This is a genomic window from Nocardiopsis camelliae (genome assembly GCF_028993595.1).
In the GTDB taxonomy this organism is placed as follows: Bacteria; Actinomycetota; Actinomycetes; order Streptosporangiales; family Streptosporangiaceae; genus Nocardiopsis; species Nocardiopsis dassonvillei.
Map to the genome: position 1 here is coordinate 6,562,459 of NZ_CP118614.1, position 24,908 is coordinate 6,587,366.

28 protein-coding genes and 1 CRISPR repeat array are annotated in these 24,908 nt (G+C 71.5%); of the genes, 16 read left to right on the plus strand and 12 right to left on the minus strand.

The annotated features are described in order from the left end of the window. Window positions 1-91 precede the first annotated feature (91 nt). Both PV789_RS28605 and PV789_RS28610 read left to right on the plus strand, forming a co-directional pair. Window positions 92-796 carry an IclR family transcriptional regulator gene (locus tag PV789_RS28605; protein WP_274975400.1) on the plus strand — a complete coding sequence of 235 codons (705 nt, stop codon included), beginning with the start codon at window positions 92-94 and terminating at the stop codon, window positions 794-796. A 242-nt stretch (window positions 797-1,038) separates the two neighbouring features. After that, entirely contained in the window at window positions 1,039-1,563 is a 525-nt protein-coding gene (locus PV789_RS28610) for a hypothetical protein (RefSeq protein ID WP_274975401.1), read from the plus strand. A gap of 69 nt (window positions 1,564-1,632) precedes the next feature. Here PV789_RS28610 and PV789_RS28615 read toward each other — a convergent pair whose 3' ends face one another. After that, on the minus strand, window positions 1,633-2,889 hold the full coding sequence (locus tag PV789_RS28615; protein ID WP_274975402.1) for an FAD-dependent oxidoreductase: 1,257 nt from the start codon (window positions 2,887-2,889) through the stop codon (window positions 1,633-1,635). A 390-nt stretch (window positions 2,890-3,279) separates the two neighbouring features. Here PV789_RS28615 and PV789_RS28620 point away from each other — a divergent pair, with 390 nt between their 5' ends. Continuing rightward, window positions 3,280-4,869: an FAD-binding oxidoreductase gene (locus PV789_RS28620; RefSeq protein ID WP_274975403.1), complete on the plus strand. Its 1,590-nt coding sequence runs from the start codon at window positions 3,280-3,282 to the stop codon at window positions 4,867-4,869. 107 nt (window positions 4,870-4,976) lie between these two features. On the opposite strand, the gene PV789_RS28625 is transcribed toward PV789_RS28620, so the two are convergent. Continuing rightward, complete coding sequence (locus PV789_RS28625) at window positions 4,977-5,396, minus strand: hypothetical protein (protein WP_274975404.1); 420 nt, start codon at window positions 5,394-5,396, stop codon at window positions 4,977-4,979. A gap of 68 nt (window positions 5,397-5,464) precedes the next feature. Next, window positions 5,465-6,214, minus strand: coding sequence for a L,D-transpeptidase (locus PV789_RS28630; RefSeq protein WP_274975405.1), 750 nt, complete (start codon window positions 6,212-6,214; stop codon window positions 5,465-5,467). A 222-nt stretch (window positions 6,215-6,436) separates the two neighbouring features. Here PV789_RS28630 and PV789_RS28635 point away from each other — a divergent pair, with 222 nt between their 5' ends. The 4 genes from PV789_RS28635 (at window position 6,437) to PV789_RS28650 (ending at window position 10,849) form a co-directional block, all read left to right on the plus strand. Continuing rightward, on the plus strand, window positions 6,437-7,141 hold the full coding sequence (locus PV789_RS28635; RefSeq protein ID WP_274975406.1) for a response regulator transcription factor: 705 nt from the start codon (window positions 6,437-6,439) through the stop codon (window positions 7,139-7,141). Next, a complete protein-coding gene (locus PV789_RS28640; protein ID WP_274975407.1) occupies window positions 7,125-9,308 on the plus strand; it encodes an ATP-binding protein in 2,184 nt (727 codons plus the stop codon). Before PV789_RS28635 ends, PV789_RS28640 begins: the two co-directional genes overlap by 17 nt. A 198-nt stretch (window positions 9,309-9,506) precedes the next feature. Continuing rightward, window positions 9,507-10,181: a hypothetical protein gene (locus PV789_RS28645; RefSeq protein WP_274975408.1), complete on the plus strand. Its 675-nt coding sequence runs from the start codon at window positions 9,507-9,509 to the stop codon at window positions 10,179-10,181. Continuing rightward, the gene (locus PV789_RS28650; RefSeq protein ID WP_274975409.1) at window positions 10,178-10,849 is read left to right on the plus strand and encodes a hypothetical protein; all 672 of its coding nucleotides are present in this window, start codon (window positions 10,178-10,180) and stop codon (window positions 10,847-10,849) included. Before PV789_RS28645 ends, PV789_RS28650 begins: the two co-directional genes overlap by 4 nt. On the opposite strand, the gene PV789_RS28655 is transcribed toward PV789_RS28650, so the two are convergent. The 6 genes from PV789_RS28655 to PV789_RS28680 all read right to left on the minus strand — a co-directional run bounded on the left by PV789_RS28655 (window position 10,794) and on the right by PV789_RS28680 (window position 14,445). Next, on the minus strand, window positions 10,794-11,624 hold the full coding sequence (locus PV789_RS28655; RefSeq protein WP_274975410.1) for an ABC transporter permease: 831 nt from the start codon (window positions 11,622-11,624) through the stop codon (window positions 10,794-10,796). The genes PV789_RS28650 and PV789_RS28655 overlap by 56 nt on opposite strands. Beyond that, window positions 11,621-12,853 carry an ATP-binding cassette domain-containing protein gene (locus tag PV789_RS28660; RefSeq protein WP_274975411.1) on the minus strand — a complete coding sequence of 411 codons (1,233 nt, stop codon included), beginning with the start codon at window positions 12,851-12,853 and terminating at the stop codon, window positions 11,621-11,623. Before PV789_RS28660 ends, PV789_RS28655 begins: the two co-directional genes overlap by 4 nt. A 146-nt stretch (window positions 12,854-12,999) precedes the next feature. Continuing rightward, window positions 13,000-13,206: a BldC family transcriptional regulator gene (locus PV789_RS28665; RefSeq protein ID WP_274975412.1), complete on the minus strand. Its 207-nt coding sequence runs from the start codon at window positions 13,204-13,206 to the stop codon at window positions 13,000-13,002. Between the two features lie 99 nt (window positions 13,207-13,305). Continuing rightward, window positions 13,306-13,602 (minus strand): hypothetical protein, encoded by a 297-nt coding sequence (locus tag PV789_RS28670; protein ID WP_274975413.1) that lies wholly within the window; start codon window positions 13,600-13,602, stop codon window positions 13,306-13,308. Continuing rightward, on the minus strand, window positions 13,599-13,847 hold the full coding sequence (locus PV789_RS28675) for a hypothetical protein (RefSeq protein WP_274975414.1): 249 nt from the start codon (window positions 13,845-13,847) through the stop codon (window positions 13,599-13,601). Before PV789_RS28675 ends, PV789_RS28670 begins: the two co-directional genes overlap by 4 nt. 157 nt (window positions 13,848-14,004) lie before the next feature. After that, on the minus strand, window positions 14,005-14,445 hold the full coding sequence (locus tag PV789_RS28680; RefSeq protein ID WP_274975415.1) for a hypothetical protein: 441 nt from the start codon (window positions 14,443-14,445) through the stop codon (window positions 14,005-14,007). Window positions 14,446-14,646: 201 nt separating this feature from the next. On the opposite strand from PV789_RS28680, the gene PV789_RS28685 reads away from it, so the two are divergent. The 9 genes from PV789_RS28685 (at window position 14,647) to PV789_RS28725 (ending at window position 17,883) form a co-directional block, all read left to right on the plus strand. Then, on the plus strand, window positions 14,647-15,489 hold the full coding sequence (locus PV789_RS28685; RefSeq protein WP_274975416.1) for a helix-turn-helix domain-containing protein: 843 nt from the start codon (window positions 14,647-14,649) through the stop codon (window positions 15,487-15,489). An 8-nt stretch (window positions 15,490-15,497) separates the two neighbouring features. After that, window positions 15,498-15,683, plus strand: a complete 186-nt coding sequence (locus tag PV789_RS28690) for a DUF397 domain-containing protein (protein ID WP_274975417.1) — start codon at window positions 15,498-15,500, stop codon at window positions 15,681-15,683. Between the two features lie 298 nt (window positions 15,684-15,981). Beyond that, window positions 15,982-16,158 (plus strand): Scr1 family TA system antitoxin-like transcriptional regulator, encoded by a 177-nt coding sequence (locus PV789_RS28695; protein ID WP_274978281.1) that lies wholly within the window; start codon window positions 15,982-15,984, stop codon window positions 16,156-16,158. Window positions 16,159-16,164: 6 nt separating this feature from the next. Continuing rightward, window positions 16,165-16,362: a DUF397 domain-containing protein gene (locus tag PV789_RS28700; RefSeq protein ID WP_274975418.1), complete on the plus strand. Its 198-nt coding sequence runs from the start codon at window positions 16,165-16,167 to the stop codon at window positions 16,360-16,362. 211 nt (window positions 16,363-16,573) lie between these two features. Further along, the gene (locus PV789_RS28705; protein ID WP_302475410.1) at window positions 16,574-16,864 is read left to right on the plus strand and encodes a Scr1 family TA system antitoxin-like transcriptional regulator; all 291 of its coding nucleotides are present in this window, start codon (window positions 16,574-16,576) and stop codon (window positions 16,862-16,864) included. A gap of 6 nt (window positions 16,865-16,870) precedes the next feature. After that, a complete protein-coding gene (locus PV789_RS28710) occupies window positions 16,871-17,062 on the plus strand; it encodes a DUF397 domain-containing protein (RefSeq protein WP_274975420.1) in 192 nt (63 codons plus the stop codon). A gap of 23 nt (window positions 17,063-17,085) precedes the next feature. Continuing rightward, window positions 17,086-17,277 (plus strand): DUF397 domain-containing protein, encoded by a 192-nt coding sequence (locus tag PV789_RS28715; protein WP_274975421.1) that lies wholly within the window; start codon window positions 17,086-17,088, stop codon window positions 17,275-17,277. Window positions 17,278-17,302: 25 nt separating this feature from the next. Next, window positions 17,303-17,497 carry a DUF397 domain-containing protein gene (locus PV789_RS28720; protein ID WP_274975422.1) on the plus strand — a complete coding sequence of 65 codons (195 nt, stop codon included), beginning with the start codon at window positions 17,303-17,305 and terminating at the stop codon, window positions 17,495-17,497. 191 nt (window positions 17,498-17,688) lie between these two features. Further along, window positions 17,689-17,883 (plus strand): DUF397 domain-containing protein, encoded by a 195-nt coding sequence (locus PV789_RS28725; protein ID WP_274975423.1) that lies wholly within the window; start codon window positions 17,689-17,691, stop codon window positions 17,881-17,883. 133 nt (window positions 17,884-18,016) lie between these two features. Here PV789_RS28725 and PV789_RS28730 read toward each other — a convergent pair whose 3' ends face one another. The 3 genes from PV789_RS28730 to PV789_RS28740 all read right to left on the minus strand — a co-directional run bounded on the left by PV789_RS28730 (window position 18,017) and on the right by PV789_RS28740 (window position 24,859). Continuing rightward, window positions 18,017-19,153 carry a protein-L-isoaspartate O-methyltransferase family protein gene (locus tag PV789_RS28730; RefSeq protein ID WP_274975424.1) on the minus strand — a complete coding sequence of 379 codons (1,137 nt, stop codon included), beginning with the start codon at window positions 19,151-19,153 and terminating at the stop codon, window positions 18,017-18,019. Window positions 19,154-19,448: 295 nt separating this feature from the next. Then, window positions 19,449-21,063: a CRISPR direct-repeat array (repeat unit 29 nt; unit sequence GGGACCATCCCCGCGTGCGCGGGGAGCAG). A gap of 171 nt (window positions 21,064-21,234) precedes the next feature. Beyond that, entirely contained in the window at window positions 21,235-22,776 is a 1,542-nt protein-coding gene (locus PV789_RS28735; RefSeq protein ID WP_274975425.1) for a type 1 periplasmic-binding domain-containing protein, read from the minus strand. A 28-nt stretch (window positions 22,777-22,804) separates the two neighbouring features. Beyond that, window positions 22,805-24,859, minus strand: coding sequence for a hypothetical protein (locus PV789_RS28740; protein WP_274975426.1), 2,055 nt, complete (start codon window positions 24,857-24,859; stop codon window positions 22,805-22,807). Between the last annotated feature and the right edge of the window lie 49 nt (window positions 24,860-24,908).

Here is a 24,908-nt window from a genome sequence, read left to right on the forward strand (position 1 = left end):
ACTAGGTGTGCAATTAAGGCTTAACGTATGTGTCACACGTCACCTGCGTCAAGAGGTGGGAGGTGTATCTTCGCGGTGCGAGAGGAGCCAGATGCCCGAGACACCGGCCGACAGGCCCAACACCCGGACGTCCAAGACCCTGCACAACGGGATCGAGGTGTTGGAGCTGCTCAGCCGCAGTCCGCACGGACTGTCGCTCACCGAGATCGCCGAGGGGGTGGGGGTGCACCGCACGGTCGCCCACCGACTGGTGCGCACGCTGGAGGAGCACCGGCTGTGCAAACGCGGCCCCTTCAAGCGCATCACCCTGGGGCCCGGACTGGTCGCGCTGGCCGAGTCGGTGGAGGCGGACCTGCGCCAGGTCGCCGGTCCGGTCCTGGCCGAGCTGGCCGAGTCGCAGGCGGCCACCGCGCACCTCGTCGTTCCCGAGGGTGAGGGCGAGGCGCGCGCCCTGATGGTGGTGGAACCGCGCGGGGCCACGGCCCACATCGCCTTCCGGACCGGGCGGGTCGATCCCATCGACAAGGGGTCGGCCGGGCTGGCGCTGCTCGCGGCCATGCCGCCCCGGCCCGGGGAGCGCGAGGAGGTCGCCCTGGCCCGCGAGCGGGGCTACGCCGTCTCCCACGCCGAGGTGACCAACGCGGTGACCGGGGTGTCGGCGGCGGTGGTCGGGACGCGTTCCGAGCCGGTGGCCAGCGTCGGCGTCTCGCTCCTGGAGCTGGACGACCCCGCCCCCTTCGGCGCCGCCGTGCGGGAGGCGGCCGGCCGGATCGCCGGGATGGTGCACCTGCCCTGAGCCGGGGCCGGGCGCGATCGGCCGGACCTTTTCCCCTGGCCGCAACCGGGGGAGAAGACGCCGGTTATCGGTGCGTTGGAGCCGACTCGTCGCGCCCCCGCACACATCACGTTCCTCTGACCAGTCGGAATGCGCCGCCCCGAGGCCCCGCTTTCGGCCCCCGGGGCCCTTGGCAGCTCCCCCTCAGTACTGGAGAGTGTCCGCGCGGACACGCAAGGTCCGCAGTATCCAAGGAGAATCCCGTGCGCGTTTCCACAGCCCTCCGCGCGGCGACCACCGCCGCGTCCGCCGCCGTCCTGTGCCTCCTTCCGCTCTCCTCGCCCGCGCAGGCCACCGTCGACGACGAGCACTGCGTCCTCGTCCTCGACGAGCTCCGACACGGTCAGGAGGAGTCCGCCGTGCTGTCGTACGCCTGCTTCCCCGACGCCCGGTCCCGCGACAGGTCCCACCAGGCCGCGGCGGACACGCTGCTGATGACCTGGTACGACCTGCCGGACTTCGCCGGAGGCAGCACCCAGGTCCGCGGAGACTTCGGCGGCTGCGACGGGGACGGCTACGGCATCGCCTACGTAGGCGACGACTGGAACGACCGCGTCAGCTCGTTCCGCACGTTCAACGGCTGCAACACGGTGTCGGGGTACCACCACGCGAACTACGGGGCCGACGCGTACTACTGCGGCAAGTGCGGCGACAGCGGCTTCAGCGAGTCCTACGTCGGCTCGGGGGCCGACAACGCGATCAGCTCCTTCTGGATCAGCCGCCTGTGAACCGGTCCCGCCCCGCCCGGCCACGGGCGGGCGTTCCTCAGCGGCCCGTGCGCCGCTCCGTCGTCGGGCTCACCGCCCGTCGAGGTCGGCCAGGACCGCGGCGGCGGCCCGCGCCCCGCTGACCAGCGCCCCCTGGAGCGAGGGCGTGTCGCGGTGGTCGCCCGCGACGTAGAGGCCCTCCTCCAGGCGGACCGGACGGCGCAGGTCGCCCAGGGGCGGCGGCGCCGCGGGCAGGGCGTCGGGCACGTGCACCGTCTCCAGGTGTTCCCAGTCCCCGTCGCGCGTGCCCAGGATTCCGGCGGCCTCCGCCCGCACCTCGGCCTCCGGGGGCTGGTGGGGGCCCACCGTGGAGGAGGCGATCAGCGCCCGGCCGGGCGGCGCGTAGGACGGGGCGGTGGCTGTCAGCACCATGACGCTGCTCAGCCTGGTCCCGCTGCGCCGGGAGCGCCCGTCCACGTGCAGGAGCGGGTCGTCGTCGGGTCCGGCGGGACGGGAGTGGTAGTAGGTGGTGGCGGGGTTGAGCACCGGCGCGGGCAGCGAGGGCAGGAGCCTGGGCGCCGCGCCCGGGCCGACCGCGACCACGACGGCGCGGGCCCGCACGGTGCCCGCCTCGGTGCGCACCAGCCCCGGCGCCACCTCGTGCGCGGGCGTCCCCAGCAGGAAGCGCGCGCTCCCGGCGCGCGCCGCGAGCTGGTCGGAGACGGCCTGGATGCCCGCCTCCGGAACGGCCAGCCGACCCCGCGCGAAGCTGCGCCAGACCAGGTCGTTGACCCTGCTGGACGTACTCAGGGACTCGTCCAGGAAGACGCCGGTCAGGAAGGGGCGCACCAGGGTGTTCACGGCCCGTTTGCCCAGGCCGAGGCGGCGCAGCGCGGTGAGGGTGTCGGTCTCGGGCCTGGCCTTGATCCGGTCGGCCGGTTCCAGGGCGTCCGCGGCCACGGCGCGCAGCAGGCGGAAGAGGTCGGAGGGGCGGACGAGCGATCCGGACAGCAGGGACAGCGACGACAGGGCGCCGGAGGGCGACGGGTGCAGCCGCAGCAGCCCCCGGTCGGTGCGCACGGCCATCCCCTTGGGGAAGGACCGCAGGCGCAGGGCGTCCAGGTCCAGGCGGCGGCGCACGGCCGGGTAGGCGGTGTTGAGGATCTGGAAGCCGCGGTCGAGCACGTAGCCGTCCCGCACGTCGCTGCGGACGCGTCCCCCCACGGACTCCCCGGCCTCCACGACGGTCACGTCGAGCCCGGCGGCGGCGAGGTCGGCGGCGGCGACCAGTCCGGCCATGCCCGCCCCCACGACCACGGCGTCGCAGCGCTGCGGCAGATCAGTCATGGCGCCAGCGTAGGTCAGCCGCCCGCGCCCGGCCCGGACGCGGACCGGCGAGCCGCGCGGGCCCGGGGCCCGGAGCCCGGGGCCCGGGGCCCGGAGGGGCCCTCCCGGTCGCCCGTGGGGCTCCAGAGGGACTGGAACGGTGCCGGGAGGCCGAAGGAGTTCCATGAGGGTTCAAGGACCCGGGGTCTCGGATGCCGCAGAGGGGTCTCCTGCGGCTCCGCCCCTGCTCGGGGGCGGATGTGCACCAAAAGCCTTTTCGGCGACCGGCCCCGCCCCTTACGGGCCTCCGTCACCGTCCGTAACCACACAGGGCGGTCGGTTGCTTTTCGCATCCGAACACGCTGGGTAACCACATGGCGTCTCTTCGTCCTCGCAGCTCAGGCGGCTCACATGTCCCATGACCACGGCATTCCTCCCCTGACCACCGTCAAGCCCTCCGACAAGCGCTATCCCGCGCTCAACCGGGGGTTCAACCAGCGCTGGATCGCCCGTCCCGACTACGTGCGGATGGTGGCCACGCCCGAGGGCGCCGCCCGCGCCCTGTCCGAGGCGGTCAACCAGACGGCGGCGGACACGGACCGCACGCGGATCACGGTGCGCTCGGGCGGCCACTGCTACGAGGACTTCGTCTGCGGCGACGACGTCCGCGTGATCCTGGACGTCAGCCCCATGTGCGGGATCGGCTACGACCCCGAACTGGAGGCGTACTGCGTGGAGGCGGGCGCCACCAACTGGCACGGCTACAGCCACCTGTACCCGCTCAGCGGCAGGGCCCTGCCTGGCGGGTCCTGCTACTCGGTGGGTGTGGGCGGGCACATCACCGGGGGCGGCTACGGTCTGCTCTCCCGCCAGTACGGGCTCACCGTGGACTACCTGTACGCGGTGGAGGTGGCGGTGGTACGCCCCGACCGCTCGGTCGAACTCGTCCTGGCCACCCGGGACGACCCCGACCCCGACCGCCGGGAGCTGCTGTGGGCGCACACCGGGGGCGGCGGCGGGAACTTCGGGATCGTCACCCGGTTCTGGTTCCGCGACCTGCCCGAACCCCCGTCGAACGTGCTGCTCAGCGGCCTCTCGTGGAAGTGGTCCGACTTCACCAAGGACGACTTCGCCGCCCTGGTCACGGCGTACGGCGAGTACTTCCGCGACCACCAGGACCCGGACGAGGCGTCCGGCAGGCTCTTCGCGCTGCTCAAGCTCAACCACGTCAGCAACGGTGAGATCGGCCTCGTCGCGCAGGTCGACGCCGACGACTCCGAGGGCGGACGGGCCATGGAGGAGTTCCTGGACGCCGTAGACGGCCGGATCGCACCGAAGTCCGGGCAGATGACGACCCCCATGGGGGAGCACCCCGCGGTCCGGGGCATGCAGACCCCCCGGAAGCTGCCCTGGCTGACGGCCACCCAGGTGCTCAACGGCTCCGGCGAGAACCAGTGCGGCAAGTACAAGTCGGCCTACCTGCGCAGGCCCTTCAGCCCGGCGCAGATCGAGGCCATGTGGGCCTACCTGGGCAAGGAGCACTACACCGACTACGTCAACAAGGAGGCCCTGATCCAGGTCGACTCCTACGGCGGGGCCGTCAACCAGCCGCCGGTGGACACCGCAGTGCCCCAGCGCGACTCCGTGCTCAAGGTGCAGTACCAGGTCTACTGGAAGCGCACCGAGCCGGAGTCCGACGTGGCCCGGCACATCGCGTGGATCCGCGACACCTACCGCAAGACGTTCGCCTCCACCGGCGGGGTCCCCGTGGTCGGCGACGCCACCGACGGGTGCTACGTCAACTACCCGGACGTCGACCTCGGCGACCCGGCCTGGAACACCTCGAAGGACCGCTGGTCGAAGCTCTACTACAAGGACTCCTACCCCCGGCTCCAGCGGGTGAAGGAGCGGTGGGACCCGCTCAACGTGTTCCGGCACCGGCAGTCGGTCGAACTCCCCGCGTCGGCGGGCGGTGCCGGTCAGGGCTCCGGGGCCTCCTGAGGGGACCGGCCCCGCTGAGGGGACCGGACCCGCTGAGGGGACCGGCCCCGTACACGCGGTGTCACCCCGTGCGCGCCACGGGGTGACACCGGTCGTGGACCAGCTGGTCAGCCGGTGTAGTTCGGGTCCGCGGGCATGGGGACCGGAGCCGCGGCCTCCTCGATCTCCCGCTCGCGGTCCCGCTGCTCCTGCTCGGCCGCCTCGTCATCCTCGGCCGGGGCGGGCTCCTCGGACGGAACCGCGCTCTCACACGGCTCGACCCCCGCACCGGACTCCTCGCCCGGCGCACCCTCACCGGGCGCCCATCCGCCGGGCTCCTCGGACGGGGCCACGGCACCGGAGTCCTCGGCGGGGGCCACGGCACCGGAGTCCTCGGCGGGGGCCGCGGAACCGTCCTCGGCAGGCAGCCCCGCGCACTCGGCCGGGGCGGGGGCGGGGGCGGACGATTCGTCGGCCCAGACGGGAGATCCGCCGAACAGGGCGGCGGCCGCGAAACCGGCAACGATCAGGTAGTTCTTCAGACGCATGTCGGTCCTCGTGTGTGGGTTCGTGTGCGCGGGATACCGTCCCGCGCGGCGGTCCGGAGCCGGTCGCCTCAGCCGGAGATCTCGACCGGGGTGCCGATCGGCAGGTTCTCGGCCATCCAGGTGATGTCCTCGTTGGAGACCCGGACGCACCCGTGGCTGATCTCGCGGCCCAGGGCGTCCTCGTCGTCGGTGCCGTGCACGGCGAGCTGGCCGGGCCCGCCGGCGAACGTCTCCAACGTCTCGGAGAACCCGCTCAGGCCGAAGGCGTAGACCCCGTAGGGCCCCTCCGGGTCCGGCGGCTGGAGCAGCTCGGTGAAGTAGTAGCGGCCCTCGGGGGTGGGGGTCTCGCCCTCCCCCGTGCCGATCACCCCGGTGCGCACCTCCTCGTCCCCGTCGAAGACGGTGAACTCGAAGTCGCCGGTGTCGACCTCCACGCGGTACGCCGTGGAGGTCAGCCACACGTCGTCGCTCCTCACCCAGCCCGTGCTGCCGTTCGGTCGGACCGGCAGCAGGACCTGGAGCCACTCGCCCTCGTTGCGCTCGACGAGGAACGCGCGCTCCACCCCGAAGTCGTTCGGACTCGCGAGGGTGTGCAGCACCTCCTCGCCGCCGGGCTCGGCGTGGACGTCGACCCCGTCGCCGACGACCGTCGCGATCTCCACGCCCTCGACGCCGTTGCCGGCGGCGTCGACGGGCGCGTCCTCCGACGCCGGTTCGTCGGCCGTGGCGGACGAGCAGGCCGTGAGCGCTACCAGGACAGCGGCGGCCGCGAGGGACGTCAGAGTCCGGCTGGGGCGTGCGGGCATCGTTGGGCGCATGGGGTTTCCGTCCGGCTTCGTTCGGGGAGGCGTCCGGCGTGCTCGCGCTCCGGACGACAACGAACACTGGCCGACGAATGTGAAGAACCCGTGTGCCCGTCGTGTGGGACCTGTGTGGTGACCTGCGGAGGCTCCACCGGCCCGCCCCGGCGCCCTCGCGCGCACGCGTACGATCGAGCCGCACCGAGGCCCGACCGGGCCGGAAGCCGATCGGAGGTCACCGTGTGCGCGCATGTGCTGGTCGCCGAGGACGACGTCAACCAGGCCGACCTGATCCGGCGCTACCTGGAGCACGAGGGGCACTTCGTCCGCGTCGTGCACGACGGGCGCGCGGCGGTCGCGGCGCACCACCGGGACCGCCCCGACCTGGTCGTCCTGGACGTGATGATGCCGGTCATGAGCGGCCTCGACGCCTGCCGGGCCCTGCGGGCGGAGTCCGACGTGGCGGTGCTGATGCTCACCGCCCGCTCCACCGAGGAGGACCTGCTCACCGGCCTCGACCTGGGCGCGGACGACTACGTCACCAAGCCCTACAGCCCGCGTGAGCTGATGGCGCGGGTGCGCACGCTGCTGCGCCGCTCGCGCAGGGACCCCGCCGACGCGGACCGGGTGCTGCACGCGGGCCCGGTCTCGGTGGACCCGTCGCGCCACGCGGTGCGGGTGGACGGGACTCCGGTCACGTGCACGCCGGCCGAGTTCCAGCTGCTCGCCGCGCTCGCCGCCCAGCCGGGCCGGGTCCTGACGCGCGCCCAGCTGCTGGAGCACATCCACGGCATGAGCCGGTTCATCACCGAGCGCACCATCGACGTGCACGTGAAGAACCTGCGCCGGAAGCTGGAGCCGGACCCGCGCAGACCGGTACGGCTGGTCACCGTGTACGGCGTGGGCTACAAGCTCGTGGGGAAGGCCGATGGCCGGTCGGCGTAGGGGCGCGCTGCGGCACAGCCTGCTGGCGCGCCTGCTGGCGAGTTCGGTGCTGGTGGCGGTCTGCTCGATCTTCGCGACGGCGTGGCTGGCGGTGCAGAGGACGTCGGAGTCGCTCACCGTGCAGCAGGGGGAGACCCTGGCCGTGGACACACGCATCCACGACACGCTCGTCGCCTACGCCGCCGCCCACCCCGGGTGGGACGGCGTGGGCGAGACGGTGCGGTACCTGTCCGAGGACACGGGTCGGCGGATCGTCCTGACCACCGAGAACCACGGGCTGGTCGCGGACTCGGCCGAGGAGGTCCGGCCGCTTCCGCCGCGGACGACCTCGGTGGTCGATCCGCTGGCCGTGGACGTCACCCTCGCCTCCGACGTCACCGGGCGCATCGACCCCCGCGCGGTGGGGCCGTTCGCGCTGCCGGAGCGGGAGCGGCTCCACCTGGCCGAGCGGGCGGAGAACACCGCGTCCTGCCTGCGCGACCTGTACGGGATGGCGGTGGAGGTGGAGGCCGGGCCCAGCGGACGCCCCGCCGTCACCGTGGCCCAGGCGGACCGGTACGCGTGGCTGGACTGCGGGCTGGAGGCGCTGGAGGAGCCGACCGACGGCGAGCGGGAGGCGCTGGAGGAGCTGAACGGCCTGGTCAGGACCTGCCTGGGCGTGGAGACTCCCGAGGAGGCGGAGGCGGAGTACCGGATGGACGGGGTCCTCGGGGTCCCCGTGGCGTTCTCCGTCAGCTCCGCGACGGCCCCCGGGGGCTTCGCGGACGAGGCCCGCGCCCCGCGCGACCTCCCGGCGCCCGGGGAGGAGACGGTCGCTCCCGGAGAGGTGCCGGGCGACCCCGGCGGCGGGAATCCCGTGCCCGTGGAACCCTCCGAGGAGGTCCGGGACCCGGCCGGGGGCTCGGGCGCGCCTCCCGCTCAGGACGAACCGGCGCCGTCGCGGGAGCCGTCGCCGCCTCTGGTGCCCCAGGAGGTCCCGACCCCGGGGGCGGTTCCCGAGGAGATGGGCGGTTGGGGGTCCGGGGCGCCCCAGCCGCCGCGGTTCGACGCCCGCACCTCCGGGTGCCTGGACTCCGCCCGGCGCGAGCAGCTGGACCCCTACGTGGCCCCGGCGGCGCTGCTGTTCACCGACGATCCCGAGGCGGAGGCGTCGGGTGTCGTGCCGCTGACCGGCGAGGGTCTGGGCCGGGTCTTCGGTGTGGTGCTGCTGGTACTGGTGTTGACGGTGGTGGTGAGCGTGGCGGTGTCCACGCGGCTCGTCCGCCCGGTGCGCGCGCTGACCGACGCGGTGCGGCGGATGCGCGAGGGGCGGGGGGACTCGCGGGTGGAGGTGCGCGACTCCGGCGAGCTGGGCCAGCTGGCGGACGCGTTCAACGAGATGGCCGAGCACCTGGAGCGGTTGGAGAAGCAGCGCCGGGCGATGGTCAGCGACGTCTCGCACGAACTGCGGACGCCGCTGAGCAACCTGCGCGGCTGGCTGGAGGCGGCCCAGGACGGGGTCGCCGACCTGGACCGGGAGCGGATGGGGATGCTGGTCGGCGAGACGCTGCTGCTCCAGGACATCGTCGACGACCTCCAGGACCTGGCGCTGGCGGACGCGGGCAAGCTGCGGCTGTCCCCGGAGCCGGTGGACGCCGGGGCGCTCGTGGAGCAGGTGGTGGACAGCCAGCGGCTGAGGGCCGCCGGGGCCGGGTTGCGGCTGGTGGCGGAGGCCGGGGACGAGGCCGGGCATGAGGCCGGGCATGAGGCCGGGAGCGTGGTGGTCGTCGCCGACCGGACCCGGCTGGTGCAGGTGGTCGGGAACCTGCTGGGGAACGCGCTGCGGCACACCCCGGCGCCCGGAACGGTAACCGTGCGGGCGCGCCGCTCGGGCGGGGAGGCGGTCGTCGAGGTGGCCGACACCGGTGTGGGCATCCCGGCGGAGGACCTGCCGCACGTGTTCGACCGGTTCTGGCGGGCGGACAAGTCGCGCAACCGGCGCACCGGCGGGAGCGGGCTGGGGCTGGCCATCGTGCGCAACCTGGTGGAGCTGCACGGCGGGTCGGTGGCGGTGGAGAGCGTCGTCGGTGAGGGAACCACGTTCACGGTGCGGCTGCCGCTGGAGGGACCGCGAGGGGTGGAGGAACCGGAGTGGCCGGAGGGGTCGGAGTGGCTGTCGGAGGACTGAGGGGGTCGTGCCGCTGGTCGCCGGGGCCGGAAGGCGGAGCCCAGCGCGGCAGCCGGTGACGGTGGACCGTACATGGAAACGCGTGCGCGGCCGGAGACGGTCACGCCGCGCCCGGTATGCCCTGTCTCGTCTAGGATTCAGGCAGGCGCGGCACCGGCCCGACCGCGTTTCCCCCTGCCCCGGGCCCGCGGAGGATGCGTGCACCAGCCCCCGAACGTCCGTGTCCCGAACGTCGGTGAGGGCTACGCCCGGTCGTACGGCCGCTGGGTGACGGCCTTGGCGGTTTTCTTCGGCGTGTTCTTGGGGTCCCAGGCCCTCAACGGCGGAGCGATGATGCTCTTCGACGTCTCGGAGGACGTCTCCGGAGTGTTCCGGGGGTGGGGGGAGTTCGCGGCGGTCCTGTCGCCCGCGGCCGCGACCGTGGGCCTGGCCGTCCTCCCCCTCTCTCTGTTGCTCCCCCTCCTGTCCCTCCGAGGGCCGGTACGGCCGGGACGCCTTCCTCCGTGGACCACGCCAGCACAGGCACGGACCGCGAGGGCACTGGTGAGCGAAGGTGTGCTCAGCAACGATGCCTGGACCGACCAGGTGGCCCGGGCATGGGCGGACACCATCCTCTGGAACGCGGGGCACCTGTCCTCCCCGGCCTTGCGTCTGATCCCCGTCGCCTCCTGCGTCCTGATGCTCGCGATGGGTGCCGCCGCCTTCGCTTCGGGGGCCCGGGCGGGCGACCTGAACCAGATGGCACTCCAGGCCAACTGCCTCGCCTTCTTCGGAGCGGCCCTGCTCCTGGTCCCGTTCCAGACCCGGCTGGTGGGAAGAGCACGTAGGTTGCGCGCACTCCACGAAACCGCGTACGGAAAGGTGAGCCGATGAACAAGCAGCGCCCTCCCCTGTTCGTCCGGATTCGTGACTACGCCCGACGCAACCCGGTCGGCTACGGGGTCGTCAACGGAATCCTCGCCGGAATCCCCTTCGGCACCATCATGGCGGTGACTCTGTGGTCCACCACCCAGATCTCTGACCCACTCCGGCTCGTGGGGGCCGGGGTAGCCCTCGGTGTGTTCTTCGGCGCGGGCATGGGCGTGTTCGCCGTGCTCATGGTGCGGGTGATGCCCCAAGAGCCCCTTCCGCCGGAAACTGACCGGGCCAGGCTGCGTGAAGCCGGGCGGCTGGTCCGCCGGGGAACCCCCGGGGCTGACCCCGTGGTCAACCAGATCGCCCGTCATCAGGCCGAGACCGCGCTGAGGCAGCCCTACTGGCCCAAGACCATGGCCACCATCTTCGGCCTGGGCCTCGCGCTGAACCTGTGGTCGGTAACGATGAGCACCACCGGGCCCGGGTTCTGGGGCAGCGTCGTGGGCCTTGTGGTGTTCCCCCTCATGCTGTTCGTGGCGATGCCGCTCACCGCACGCCAACGCAGGCGGGCCCGGGCCTTCCTCACCGCGTTGGAGGAGGGCCCGGGCCCGCGCCCGGACGCCCGAGCCCTCAGCGGCCGAGCGCCCGGAACCGCCGCACGCACAGCGGGAAGAAGACCGCCGTGAGCACCAGCGGCCAGACCACCGCCATGAGCACCGCGTTCTGCGCGATCCAACTCTCCCCGCCCCACCCCGGGTTGCCGAACAGCTCCCGGGTGGCGGCGACCGTGGACGACAGCGGGTTCCAGTCCGCGACCGCGCCCAGCCACACCGGCATGGACGCCGTCGCCACGAAGGCGTTGGACAGGAAGCCCAGCGGGAACTCCAGCATGTGCACGGCCGTGACGGCGCCCTCGCCCCGCACGGCCAGGCCCACGTAGACGCCCACCCACACCAGCGAGAAGCGCAGCAGCAGGAGCAGCCCGATCCCGGCGGCGGCTTCACCGATGCCGCCGTTCCACTGCCACCCCACCAGCAGGCCGCACAGGACCAGCAGGCCCAGGGTGATCGCCGACCGGAGCATGTCCGCCGCGCACCGGCCCACCACGACGGCCGAGGGCGCCATGGGCATGGAGCGGAACCGGTCGGTGACCCCGCGCGCGGCGTCCTGGGACACGGCGGTGACCGTCTCGCCCACCCCGAAGACCATCGCCATGGCGAACATGCCGGGCATCAGGAACTCCCGGTAGTCCCCGCCGCCGGGCACGGTCATCGCCCCGCCGAACAGGAACCCGAACATCAGCACCATGACCACGGGGAACAGCAGTCCCGCGACGAGTTGACCGGGCTGGCGCAACCAGTGCACGACGTCGCGCCGGGCGATGGTCCACCCGTCCGCCAGCGCCCAGCGCAGCCGGTCGGCGGGCGCGGACACCGCGCCCCGGATGACGGTGTCGTTCATCGGCTCTCCCCCACTCGGTCGTCGCTGTCCTCGTGCTCTCCGCGCTCGCCGTGTTCCCCGCTGTCACCGCGTTCCCCACGAACGTCGTGGCCGTCACCGCCACCGGCGTCGCGGTCACCTCCGTCACTGACGTCACGGCCGCCATCGGCGTCACGGTCGCTCCCGCCACTGCCGTCACGACCGCCACCGCCGTTACCGACTTCGCCAGCTTCACCGACGCCCTCACGGCCACGGCGGTCCCCGTGGCCGTCGCGGTCACCGTGGTCACCGCGGTCCCCTCGGTCGCCATGACCGCCGGTCAGGTGCAGGAAGACCTCGTCCAGGGTCGGGCGGCGCAGTGCGACGTCCTCCACCTCGATCCCCTCCTCCTCCAGCGCCCTCACCACTTCGGTGAGGGCCGCGACCCGGTTCCGAACACCGGCGCCGATCCGGCGCGCGTCGGCCTCGACCTCGGGCTGTTCTCCGGTCACCCGGCCGATGAGGGCGGCGGCCCGGTCCAGCGCGGCGGCCTCGTGGAGCACCACGTCGAGCCGGTCACCGCCCAGCCGGGACTTGAGTTCCTCCGGCGTGCCCTCGGCGACGACGCGGCCGGAGTCGACCACCGAGATCCGGTCTGCCAGTTGGTCGGCCTCCTCCAGGTACTGGGTGGTGAGCAGCACCGTGGTGTCGCCCGCGACCAGGGCGCGGACGGCGTTCCACACCTCGTTGCGGCCCCGGGGGTCGAGTCCGACGGTGGGCTCGTCCAGGAACAGCACGGGCGGGGACAGGATCATGCTCGCGGCCAGGTCCAGGCGGCGGCGCATGCCGCCGGAGTAGGCGCTGACCGGCTTGCGTCCGGTGTCGGCCAGGCGGAAGCGTTCCAGCAGCTCGTCGGCCCGCGCGGCGGCGCGCCGGGCGCCCAGGTGGTAGAGGCGGCCGAACATCTCCAGGTTCTGCCGTCCGCTGAGCACCTCGTCCACGGCGGCGTTCTGGCCCACCAGTCCGATGCTCCGGCGGACCGCGTCCCCCTGGGAGGCCACGTCGTACCCGGCGACGTGCGCGGTGCCCTCGTCCGCGCGCAGCAGCGTGGCCAGGACGCGTACGGCGGTGGTCTTGCCAGCGCCGTTGGGCCCGAGCAGCCCGCACACGCTGCCCGCGGGCACGTCCAGGTCGAACCCGCGCAGCGCCCAGCTCTTCCCGTAGCGCTTGCCCAGACCGCGCGCGGTGACCGCGCCTCCGGTCGTGTTCACAGCGTTCCCCTCTCCACGCTTGTCGTACGCCGTACAGTACGGCCTACGATCGAGGGAACACAAGGGATTCGGAGATAATTCCGTACGGCGTACAGAATCTTTTTTCCGGCCTGGGACGGGGCGTCGCCTCCGCTCCGCGCCGGGGTTCAGGCGGTGGGCCGCTGGTCGGCCCGGAGCAGTCGGCGAACCTCGGCCGGGACGAAGCGCAGGTGGCCGCCGGGGGTGCGGACCACGGGGATGCGGCCCTGTGCGACCCACCGGTTCACGGTCCTGGGATTGACCCTGAACAGGTCGCCCACCTCGGCCACGGTGAGCAGGGAAACGGGCAGGTCGGTGCGGGGTGCGTGGGCCATGGGAGTCCTTCGTCAGGGGCGTGGCGGGGCGGAAGCCAAAGGGGTTAAGGGTGGAGGGCCGCGCGCCGGGGGCTCGGAGCCACCCGGCGCGCGGCCGGTTCAGGGAGTGGGCGTGCACTGCCGGGGGGTGGACGGCGGCTTCTCCAGTGGCAGTGCCTCCAGCGGTGACCTCCACACGATCGGGTGGAAGCGGTGGTGTTCCCACGGGGTGCGGCACACACGGACCTGCGTGCCCTTCTGGGCGCCGTAGACCTCCTCGTGCTGCCAGGTCGAGCCCAGGTAGCGGACCCTCACTCGGTGGGCGCGGGCCCAGGCGCGCAGGGCCTCCCTGCTCTCCACTTCGTGCACCTCGAACACGGTCCTCGGTTCGCGGCGCGGCTCGGGCACGGCGGTCATGGCTCGTGCCCCTGCCGTTGACCGGACTCGCGCAGCTCGCGGGCGGCCTGCTGAGCCAGGCGAGCGAGCTTCTCCAGGGCGGCGACGCGCGCGGCGCGGCCGTGCGCGCTCCAGCCCGGGGAGAGGTCGACGTGGCAGGCGGCCACGGCCAGGGAGACGAGAGAGCCGGAACCGTTGGCCTCACGGCACAGGCGGACGTCGTCGCACGTCAGGTCCGTGATGGTGACGGCGGTGGTCGCGGACATCATCGCTTCGCCTCCCGGAGTACCTGGTGTGCGGCGGTGAGCACGATCGGAAAGGCGCCCGTGGCGACGCTGACCCATGCCGTGGGGAGCACGGTCAGAAAGGGGCGGACGCGGTTGCTGCGGCTACGGCTGCGGCGCGACCGGAAGGCGAGGGGAGTCACGCGCGCACCCCTTCGAAGGTTCGGGCGGCCTGGATGGCCTGGACAGTCTGGGCGGTCTGGGCGGCCTGGGCGGTGTGCCACTGGCGGACCACGGCGGCGAGGTCGGTGAGGTCGCCCGGTGGGCGCGGTGGCGGCGCGGCCGGGGTGATGACGTGCAGGAGGTCGCCGCCGAGGTGGTCGGGGACGGACCGCTTGTCTGTTCGCGCCTGTTCCCATGCCCGGTAGTAGGGCGGGATGAGGTCGCGCTCCACCGGGGGTTCGACGGGCTCCGGAGGAGGGGGCGGCGGGTCCTGCCACTCCCAGCGGCGGCGCACGGGCGTGCGGCGGCATGGGGCTTGGGTTCGAGCGGGAGGCGGCGCGGACCGCGTGTGGCGTCCCCGAGCGGGCGGGGCTATCGCCCGCCACAGCATGACGAAGAACTGGATCAGGTATCGCACGAGGCGACCTCCTGTTGATGTGCCGCCTGGAACGGGGCGACAGGGAACGAGTACAGTCCTCATCATGAACCCTAGAAATCTAGGATTCAAGTGCTACTCAATAGATTGCTAACCCTGAGATTGCTAAATGTCCGTTTCTCGCCTTTGGGGGCTACCATCAGCAGCACGAAGAAGCAGCCGAAGCGCAGCGGGAAGGCCGTGGTGGCAGCCAGTCCAACGATCCGGAGACGCCAGCTATCCGCCATCCTGAGAAGGATGCGTAAGGAGGCAGGTCTCTCCCTGGACGAAGCCTCGAAGCGGCTGGAGTGGTCCCGGGCCAAGCTCGGTCACATCGAGACCGGCGAGCGGAAGAAACCGTCCGTGGTCGAGATCAAGGCGCTCATGGCCGAGTACGGCGTCGGCCCTGAGAGGCCGGAGTACGAAGCGGTCCTCACCCTGGTCCGGCACGCGCAACAGCGCGGCTGGTGGACCAAGTACGACGACATCCTCAGCGGGTCCTACGTCGAACTGGAAGCCGAAGCCGACGGGATCTCCAACTACGAAGCGTTCGGTGTCCCGGGCTTGCTGCAGACCCCGGGGTACGCGCGGCTCATACAGCGCGCCCGGCTCTGGCGAGACCCCGACGACATACAGCGGGCGGTGGACGCACGCATCCGCCGACAGCAGATCCTCACGGGAGACAGCCCCACCCAGTTGTGGGCGGTCATCGAGGAACACGCCCTGCAGCGGTTGGCCAGCGTCCCGGAAGTGATGCGTGAGCAGGTCGACCACCTGGTCGAGTTGGCGGACAACTCCGGGCACATCACGATCCAGGTGCTGCCCACGGACGCCGGTGTCCACGCGGGGGCCATGGGCCCGTTCGTCATCATGGATTTCGCTGAGCCCGCCGACCCGATCGTCTATCTGGAGACGTACACCGACGGGCTCTATTTGGAACGGGAGGCGGAGGTCACCAAGTATCGGCGGCTGTGGGACCACATCCGCACGTCAGCTCTCGACGAGGAGCGGACCATCCCCTACCTGAAGAAGATGCTCACCCGATAGGAAGCCCCATGTACTCGTTCCCTGATGAAACCTGGCGTACATCGACGTACACACAGAAGGACAACTGCGTGGAGGTCGCCGACGCCCCCGGAGTGTCGGCCGTTCGCGACACGAAGTACCGCGACCGAGGGCATCTGCTGTTCGAGTCGCCGGAGTGGCGTCGGTTCGTCGACTGCGTGAAGACCGACGGCTGACCCAGTCCAAACGAAAGGCCCCTGGTGACCTTGGTCGCCAGGGGCCTTCGTGTACTCGTTCCGTGATCACTGTAGCGTCCGCGCCCGGCGGGTATTCGCAGGGCGACCCCGGGAGACGAGCCTGTACGAACGAGACACGGTCACGCCAGGGCCGCTCCACACCTGGTGGCTTGTGGCGGTCACGATGAGCCCGAAGTGCTCCCGTCCCGGCAGCCTCATCCACCCCCAGGAGACGGAGCACCCTTCCTTGATCGGGACCATCCCCGCGTGATCAGGGAGCGAAGGCTTCCTCCTCATTCTGGCGTGCCCAAAACCGGTCGACCCCACGGTGGTCTATCTGGAGACGGACATTGGTGAGATCTACTTGGAGGAGCCCAATGAGATCGCCCGATACCGGACTGCGATAAGCCACCTGCGCCTGGCCGCTCTTCGTCCCGGCGAGACGATCGCCCGCCTTTCACAGATGAGTGAGTAGAAAACCATGACCTCAGTTCCCACCCCGTTGAACTTCCGTAAGTCGAGCTACTCCTCCGCACAGGGCGAGAACTGTGTGGAGGTCGCGGACCTGCCCAGCGGTGCTGCGGTTCGCGACAGCCAGAACCCTGCGGAGGGACACCTGGCGTTCTCCTGCATTCAGTGGACGGCGCTCCTGGGGACTGTGCGCTCCAGCAGCCTGTAGACCGCCCACGAAGAAGGCCCCCGACGACGTGCGTCGAGGGCCTTCCCCGTGCTTATACCTAAGCACCCGCCACGGAGTGTAATCGTGTTCGCGTCCTTTCGACTAGATACCGACCCCGGGAGACGAGCCTGTACGAACGAGACACGGTCACGCCGGGGCCGCTACCAGGCGGGTGGGCTCGTCGAGTCACCCCTGGTGGCCGGTCGTGGTCATGGTGAGCCCGAAGCGCTCCCATCCCGACAGCCTCTTCCGCCCCACAAGAGGTGGGACACCCTTACCTAGAACCATCCCAGCGTGCGCGGTGAACGAAGGCTTCTTCGTCATTCTGGAGTTCCCCGAACCGGCCGACCCCACGGTGGTCTATTTAGAGAAGGACTCCAATGGGGTCTACTTGGAGGAGCCCGAAGAAATTGCCCGATACAGAAACCTGGTGAACCGCCTGCGCCTGGCCACCCTCCGTCCAAGCGACACGATCGACCACCTTCGACAGATGATCGCGTAGAAGACCATGACCTCAGTTCCCACCCCGTTGAACTTCCGCAAATCGAGCTACAGTCAGCCCACATCCGGAAACTGCGTCGAGGTAGCGGACACCGATACCGGTGCCGCCGTCCGTGACACGCAGAACCGTCACCTCGGTCACCTGGAGGCACCCTCAGCTGAGTGGGCAGCGTTCCTCACCAGCGTCCGTTCCCGGTAACACGCACAAAACAGGAAGCGCCCGTGCACCAGGACCAGAACGACGAACAGTCGCCCTTCCACAAGGCGAGTTACAGCGCGACCAACAACGACTGCGTCGAGGTCGCTGAAACCGAGGACGGAGCGGCCATGCGTGACACGAAGAACCGCGCGCAGGGGCACCTCATGTTCACCACCACCGAGTGGGCAGCGTTCATGAGCACCATGCCGAGGTAACAGGACAACATGACGAGAGGCCCCGGTGACCAAACCTTCGATCCCCACTGACCTCTTCCGGAAATCCTCCTACTCCCAGCCTCAGAACTGCGTAGAGGTGGCGGACATGCCGACTGGTTCCGCCGTACGAGACACCCAGAATCGAGAGCAGGGCTACTTGATGTTCGCCCCTCGCGAGTGGGCTCAACTGGTGACCACGGTGAAGAACTCGCAAGGCTAGAGGCCGACAGCAGGGAAGCCCAGGCCAAGAGGCCGGGGCTTTCCTGTGTTCAATTCCCGAGATCGCCCTACCGCCCAGGGTTGACGGGCACTATCCACCTACAATGGCTGGTCGTGGTCACGGTGCGCCCGAAGCGCTCCCATCCCGGCGAGACGATCGACCACCTTCGACAGATGATCGCGTAGAAGACCATGACCTCAGTTCCCACCCTGTTGAACTTCCGTAAGTCGAGCTACAGCCAGCCCAGTGGCGGCAACTGCGTCGAGGTCGCCGACGCCCCTGGAGTGTCAGCGATTCGCGACACGAAGTACCACGACCGAGGGCACCTGCTGTTCGAGTCGCCGGAGTGGCGTCGGTTCGTCACCTCCGTGAAGACCGACGACTGACCCAGCCCAAATGACAGGCCCCTGGTGACCTTGGTCGCCAGGGGCCTTCGTGTACTCGTTCTGCGGCCACGGAAGCTCCCGCTTCCGCGAGTGCTAGATCCCGGGAGAGGAGCCTGTACGAAACGAGACACCGTCACGCCGGGACCGCTACCAGGCGAGTGGGCTCGTCCAGCCACACCTGCTGGCCCTCGGTGGTGACTGTCAGCCCGAACCGGGCCCGGCCGGGCTGTCCCCAGCCGACCCAGGTGAGGTAGGCGCGCTCCAGTTCCTCCCACAGGGCCCGAGGCCCCTGCTGCTCGACGCCGCACCGCGTGTACCGCGGATCGTAGGCCACGCGTGCGGCCGACCCGTCGCCGTCCCAGAGCCAGAGCTGGAACGTGCCCGCCTCGCCGTTCGCGCCATGCCCGAACAGACCCGGGAGCATTCCCGCGATGGCGACGTGCGCACCCGGGTCGGCGCCGACAACGCGCCGCGGATCGAGCAAGGTGGAACCTTCCCGCCAGTCGCCGCCCTCGTCGGCCGCTGGGGCGGGCGGGCGCTGGGAGCGCAGCATCATGTACGTGCTGCCGTTGGTGAACCGGCCGACCGCACAGCCTTGACCGATGGCGGTGAGGCGGGTCTGGTGGCCATGGCCGAAGCCGGGCACCCACGGCAGGACGATGCGGCCGCCGGGCCGGGTCTGCGCGACCCAGGCGCGCGGGACGGTGCGGACGCCGCAGGTGACGTGTACACCGTCGTAGAGGGCCCCGTCCGCCCAGCCGTCCGTGCCGTCACCGACGACGAGGGTCGGTGCCAGCTCGGCGCGCTCCAGGTTGGTGGCGGCTTCCTTGGCGACCTGATCGTCGACCTCGATGGTGGTGACCGCCTCCGCTCCCAGCTCGGAGGTGAGCAGGGCGGCCGTCCATCCGGTGCCGGTGCCGACCTCCAGGACCTGGTCGCCCGGATAGGGGTCCAGCAGTTCCAGGAAGTCGACCACGATCCCGGGGGCCGACGCGGAACTGGTGTAGTCGCCGACGCCCACGGACAGCTCGGTGGCGCCGTCGTCGAGCTGGGTGACGATAGCGGTGTCGGTGTACACGGCGGTGCGCCAGGCGTCGGGGGCGGCGTCACGGTCGATCGGGTACGGGGGTGAGCCGTCCACCGGCACGGCCATCGCAGCGGCCGGGATGAACAGCTCCCGGGGGACGGCGGCCAAGGCGGCGTGCCAGCGCCGGTCGGTCAGGTACCCCGACCGGCTCAGGTCGTCCGCGAGGGACGCGGGGCCCGTCATCCCTTGGGCTTCTCACGGGTGCCGCCGCCAGGTGTCGGGGAGTCCGGCGAAGGCGGTTCGGGCTCGAACGGCCTGCTGGGCTTGGGCTGGCCCTCATGCTTGGCCATGGCGCTCCTTACACAGGGGAACAGGTCACACAGAGGGTAACCCTCCTGCCACTACCTGCCATGAAAATCGGCCGGTCCCGGACAGCGCCGGTTGCGCGGTGCCGGACCGGGGTAGCGCTGGCTCCCAGCCGTTCGTGTCTGTCGCCTTCCCTGTCGGCGATCACAGCCTGGCTGTCGAAAATCTCCATGGGACCATCCCCGCGTGCGCGGGGAGCAGTCGACGTGCTCATCCTGGAGGAAGCGGCCATGGGGACCATCCCCGCGTGCGCGGGGAGCAGCACGCCAGGCGGCGAGACAGGTACACGGCGGCGGGACCATCCCCGCGTGCGCGGGGAGCAGCACGCCAGGCGGCGAGACAGGTACACGGCGGCGGGACCATCCCCGCGTGCGCGGGGAGCAGATCACGGGCACGTGGATACGCCGGAACAGGCCGGGACCATCCCCGCGTGCGCGGGGAGCAGTCGCCGATCCCCGGCACGGGACGGCCCGCTCGGGGACCATCCCCGCGTGCGCGGGGAGCAGGGCACCGACAGCGCGGGCGGCTACCTGGTGCCGGGACCATCCCCGCGTGCGCGGGGAGCAGCGCCGATCTCGCCGGACACCGTTCCCACGGTCGGGACCATCCCCGCGTGCGCGGGGAGCAGTGGGCCAACGACCCCGCGGCGGCCACCCAGAAGGGACCATCCCCGCGTGCGCGGGGAGCAGGGCACCGACAGCGCGGGCGGCTACCTGGTGCCGGGACCATCCCCGCGTGCGCGGGGAGCAGCGCCGATCTCGCCAGACACCGTTCCCACGGTCGGGACCATCCCCGCGTGCGCGGGGAGCAGGGAGTGACGACCAGGGCGACGATCGCCCACGGGGGACCATCCCCGCGTGCGCGGGTAGCAGGGCGACGGCCACCTCGAAGAGATCACGGAGCTGGGACCATCCCCGCGTGCGCGGGGAGCAGACACGCCCGTCCTTGACGAGGAGTCCGTCGGGGGGACCATCCCCGCGTGCGCGGGGAGCAGCAGGTCGGCGGTGCTCACCACCCGTCCCCCTCGGGACCATCCCCGCGTGCGCGGGGAGCAGGATCCGCGCAAGGAGGCCGGTACCGGGTGGCTGGGACCATCCCCGCGTGCGCGGGGAGCAGTCAGCGAGACCACGGGTTCGCCCTGGTGGACGGGGACCATCCCCGCGTGCGCGGGGAGCAGCTAGGTATCGGCCAATATCCGTCCTCCGTGACGGGACCATCCCCGCGTGCGCGGGGAGCAGGCCCTGGTGGTGCTGCTGCCCGTGCTGGTCGCGGGACCATCCCCGCGTGCGCGGGGAGCAGAACCCCGCCATGGACCGGGCCCACCGGCGGAAGGGACCATCCCCGCGTGCGCGGGGAGCAGACTGGGAGCGTGGACCTGTTCCAGCCCGTCTCGGGACCATCCCCGCGTGCGCGGGGAGCAGGGGACGCCCGTTTTCTCGGCCAAGCTGCGGATGGGACCATCCCCGCGTGCGCGGGGAGCAGCTGTCTCCCTTGCGGAGTCGGTGCGCCCAGGCGGGACCATCCCCGCGTGCGCGGGGAGCAGCCCTGCCCGACTTCGAGGCTGAGGCGTCCCTCAGGACCATCCCCGCGTGCGCGGGGAGCAGGCGTCCTTCCTGACCGGGCCTTACGGTGCCGCGGGACCATCCCCGCGTGCGCGGGGAGCAGCCGCGTAGGACGCGTTGCCGGTGTCGGTGCTGGGGACCATCCCCGCGTGCGCGGGGAGCAGCGGGATGCGGAACGCGCGCCTCCAGGGCTGCTGGGACCATCCCCGCGTGCGCGGGGAGCAGACTCGCTGAACTGGGAACTTACCAGCGGCAAGCAGCCGAATTTCCAACTTCCCGAGAAACAGACATTCCACCCACAAAGCCGAGTCCGATCCAACCGATGATTCCACACAGGCCCACGCGTTCACCGTGCCGAACGGGCACACGATCAGCGAGCCGCCCAGAACCAGGAAGTCACACCCCTGCGACACCGCCGATGACGTGCGGGTGGGCCCTGGGCTCCTCCCCCTCCATCGGCAACTCCACCACGGGCACGTACCGGCCGACCGCCTCCCCGCCGTACTCGTCGCTGTAACCGAGGGTCCCGCCGCCCGCCCGTACCTCGTGGGCGCTGTTGAGCAGCATCAGCTGGGAGGCCACCTCCTCCGCGGTGGGCGGGCCGCCGTCCAGGTCCATCCCGTTGGTCATCCGCACCGCACTGGCCGCCACGGCGAACGCGTCGTGGTTGACCAGGGCGTATCCGTTGTTGAGTGCGTCGGGACCCTCGCCCCCCACGTACTCGCGGAAGGCGCTTACGAAGGACCCGTAGTGCGGCGGCGCGTTCTCGGGAACCTGTCCAGTACTCCAGCGCGGATCGATCGACGAGGCGTAGACCAGGGTGATGTCCCCGTCGCGCAGGTAGCCCATCACCTCCTCGTCGTCCACGGCGGTCAGGCCGATCACGGAGAACAGCACCCGGAAGTGCTGGTCGGAGCAGGCCCGGCTGGCCAGGGAGGCGAGGAACTCCTTGAGGTCCGGGGCCCGCCCCGCGAAGAGCACCGTGTCGGTGTCCGAGGCGCACACGTTGAGGGTCACCGTGTGGAACAGGCCCGCACGGGGCGGGTCCCCGACGGTCGTGCCGGTGTACTCCTGAGGGTGCCCGGTGATGTACACGCCGAGCTGGTTCTCGTAGGCCTCGCGTAGTGAGGAGACGAACAGGTCGGGTTCGTTGGCGTCGTAGACCAGGCTCGCCCTGGGCGTCTCCTCCAGATCGTCGAGGTAGGCACGCAGCGCCCGCACGTACTCGGTGTTGCTGGGCGCGGCGCGCATCAGGCCCGGCGTCTCGGGGTGGGCCAGGCCGTCAGCGGTGACCGCGGCCGAGACCATGGGGATGCCGTGCACGTCCAGGCGGGCGGCCACGTCCCGGGTGGAGCTGACGCTCACGCCCATGCCGATCACCGCAACGAGGGGATTCTCCTCGTCTTCGGCCATGGCCACGAGTTCGTCCACCACCGGCTCCCAGCTCTCCTGCTGCCCGCCCACGTTGGCCAGGTGGAGCTGGATCGCCGGCCTCCGGTCACCGAAGTGGGGGGTGTGGTTGGCCCGCATCTGGGCGGTGTGGGCCCCCTCCAGTGACCTGACCATACGGACGGGGTCCATGGGGCTGACGTCGCCGAAGGTGAGCGTGCCCAGGAGGGCGATGCGGACGACGTGCCCGTCGGCCTCCTCCGCCACCCGGGTGTTCTCCTCAGCGATGGCCGCCTGCACCTCGGTGTACTCCTCGTGGTAGATGTACGACCCGTCGGTGACGCCCACGCACTGCCCCTCGGACAGGCGCACGCCGCTTCCGGGCCCGCCGCAGGTGAACACGTCCCAGTAGAGGGCGACCGGAACCAACAGCAGGAGGACCAGCACCGGGACGACCAGCTTCCACCAGCGCCGCAGCCGCCTGCGGACGAGGGAGCCCGGACCGCCGGGCACGTGCGGGGACAGGGGGGCGTTGTGGGGGCCGGTCATGGTCGTCCCTTCTGTGGTGGGCGGTCGCTCACGCCTTGGCGCCGAACTTGGCGACCAGACGCAGGTGCCACGCCGCCTCGTCGAAGATGTGCGCCGCTCCCTTCGGAGCCCGTCCGGCGAGGTCGTTCAGCGCCATGTGGCAGACCGAGTGGAGCGCCCCGGAGCGGAAGAGGTCGGGGTCGTTGAGGATCTGGCGGGCCGCGACGAGCTTGAGGACGGTCTCGGTCTCCTCACCTCCCTCCGCCCCCTCCGGGGCCGCGTGCCGCTGCCAGGTGTGCGTCCACGCGTCCAGGAGCGGGAACGACGGACGGACCCGCAGGGGCGCCGCGGTGACGCCCCGCAGCAGGCGGACCCACTCCTCGCCGCCGATGTCGGGTGCCTTGAGCCAGCCCTGGAGGTGCCAGGCCACGCGGGTGAGCTGCCCCGCGCAGAGGCGGTGGTAGATCGCGCACTCGGCGGAGCGCCGGTTGTCGGACTCCCCGCTCTGGTAGTGGTCGGCGAGCCTGCGGTGGACGGCGTCCCAGTCCCCCGGGGCTCCGCTCGGGCGCCGGGCCAGACTGCGGGACAGGAGGCGGCGCAGCACGGTGGTCGCCTCCGGAGCAGCGCGGTCCCACAGGGGGTGGTCGAGGAGGCGGTCCTCCTCGACGCGTTCGGTGAGCTCGCCCGACCGGTTCAGCCACAACCCCGCGTCGGGGTCCCTGGCGGCGGAACAGGTGACCAGCGCCTCCCGCAGGCGCTGGTCGAGGCGGTCCGGGTCTACGCCCAGGGCCGTGGCGAGCATGCCCTCCTCCACGGTCACGGCCGACTCCAGCCTGGTGGCCGGGTCGACGGGGCGGTGGGCGAGGGCGGCGTGCAGGCTGGTGCCCCGGACCGCGACCCAGGCGTCGGCGAGCTGGGCGGTGGTTCCGGGGTGTCCTCCGGTGAAGTCCGCGAGGAGGTCGACGATCTCGTTGGAGACGTGACCGCTGCCCTTGGCGCGGGAGCGGGCGCGCGAGAACAGTTCGCCGATGGCGCGCCGGTCGAGCGGTTCCAGGGGGGAGAAGCGCATGTACTGCCGGGTGTCCTCGTAGAACCGTTGGAGGGGTACGCCCTCGACCGTCTCGGACGAGGTGGCGACCACGGTGAACGGTTCCGGGAAGCCGACGCCGCCGAGGAGCCCGCTCCGGGCGAAGGGCGCCGGGACCTCGGCGAGGGACCGCAGGAGCACGGGCCCCACGCCCCGGTCGGCGTTGTCCAGCAGCAGGACCGGGGTGGGCTGGTAGCCCACGCGCCTGGCCGCGTGCTGGAGGTCGGTGAACAGGGCCTCGCTCAGGAAGCGGGCCACCTTCTCCCGGTTGGAGATGCGGGACACCGCGTCCACGGCGTCGGGCTCGCGGGCTTGGAGCCACAGGTGGTAGAGGGAGTCGGCCACCTGTTCCCGGGCCTGCCCGCCCTGGCCCTGCGCGCGCATCCACTCGAAGACGCGCTCCAGGACGCGGGCGCCCATGCCGGACACGGCGGCGGCCCACCGGGCGAGGTCGACGGGCAGCGGGTCGACGCCGACCAGTTCGGCGGGCGGGATGAGGTCGCCCGCCTCGCTCAGGAACCTGCTCAGCCGTCCCATTCCGCTGGGCCACACCTGGTCCACCAGGGCGGTGATCTCGGCGTGCGCACGGTCGTTGCGGCTCCTGATGTCGCCCTCGTCGCCCGGCGCCGCGTCGGCGTCGATCTCCAGGCGGACGGTGATCAGGCTGATCCAGAGCCGGGGGAACTGGAGACGTCCGTAGTAGCGCAGGGCGCGGGCCAGGCCCCTCTCCTGGTGGGAGGAGATCGCGGCGAAGGCGTCGGGAACGCTGGAGTGGTACCTGACGTCGGCGAGGTCGAGGTGGGCGTGGGGGACGCCGAGCCTCTCCAGTTCACGGGCCTTGTGCAGGGCGAAGTGGGACTTGCCGTACCCCCGGGGGCCGTGCACGAGCAGGACGGGGCGTCGGCGGCCGGGCGGCCCCGACCAGCCGGGGTCCACGAGTTCCTTGTAGCACACGGCCTGCGCCTCCTGCCCGACCGGTGTCTCATGACCGTCCGGCACCTGCGCGCCATTCGTCACGACCCGATGGCCTCCCTCTGTCCGCTCCCGTTCCGACTCGCCACCGACA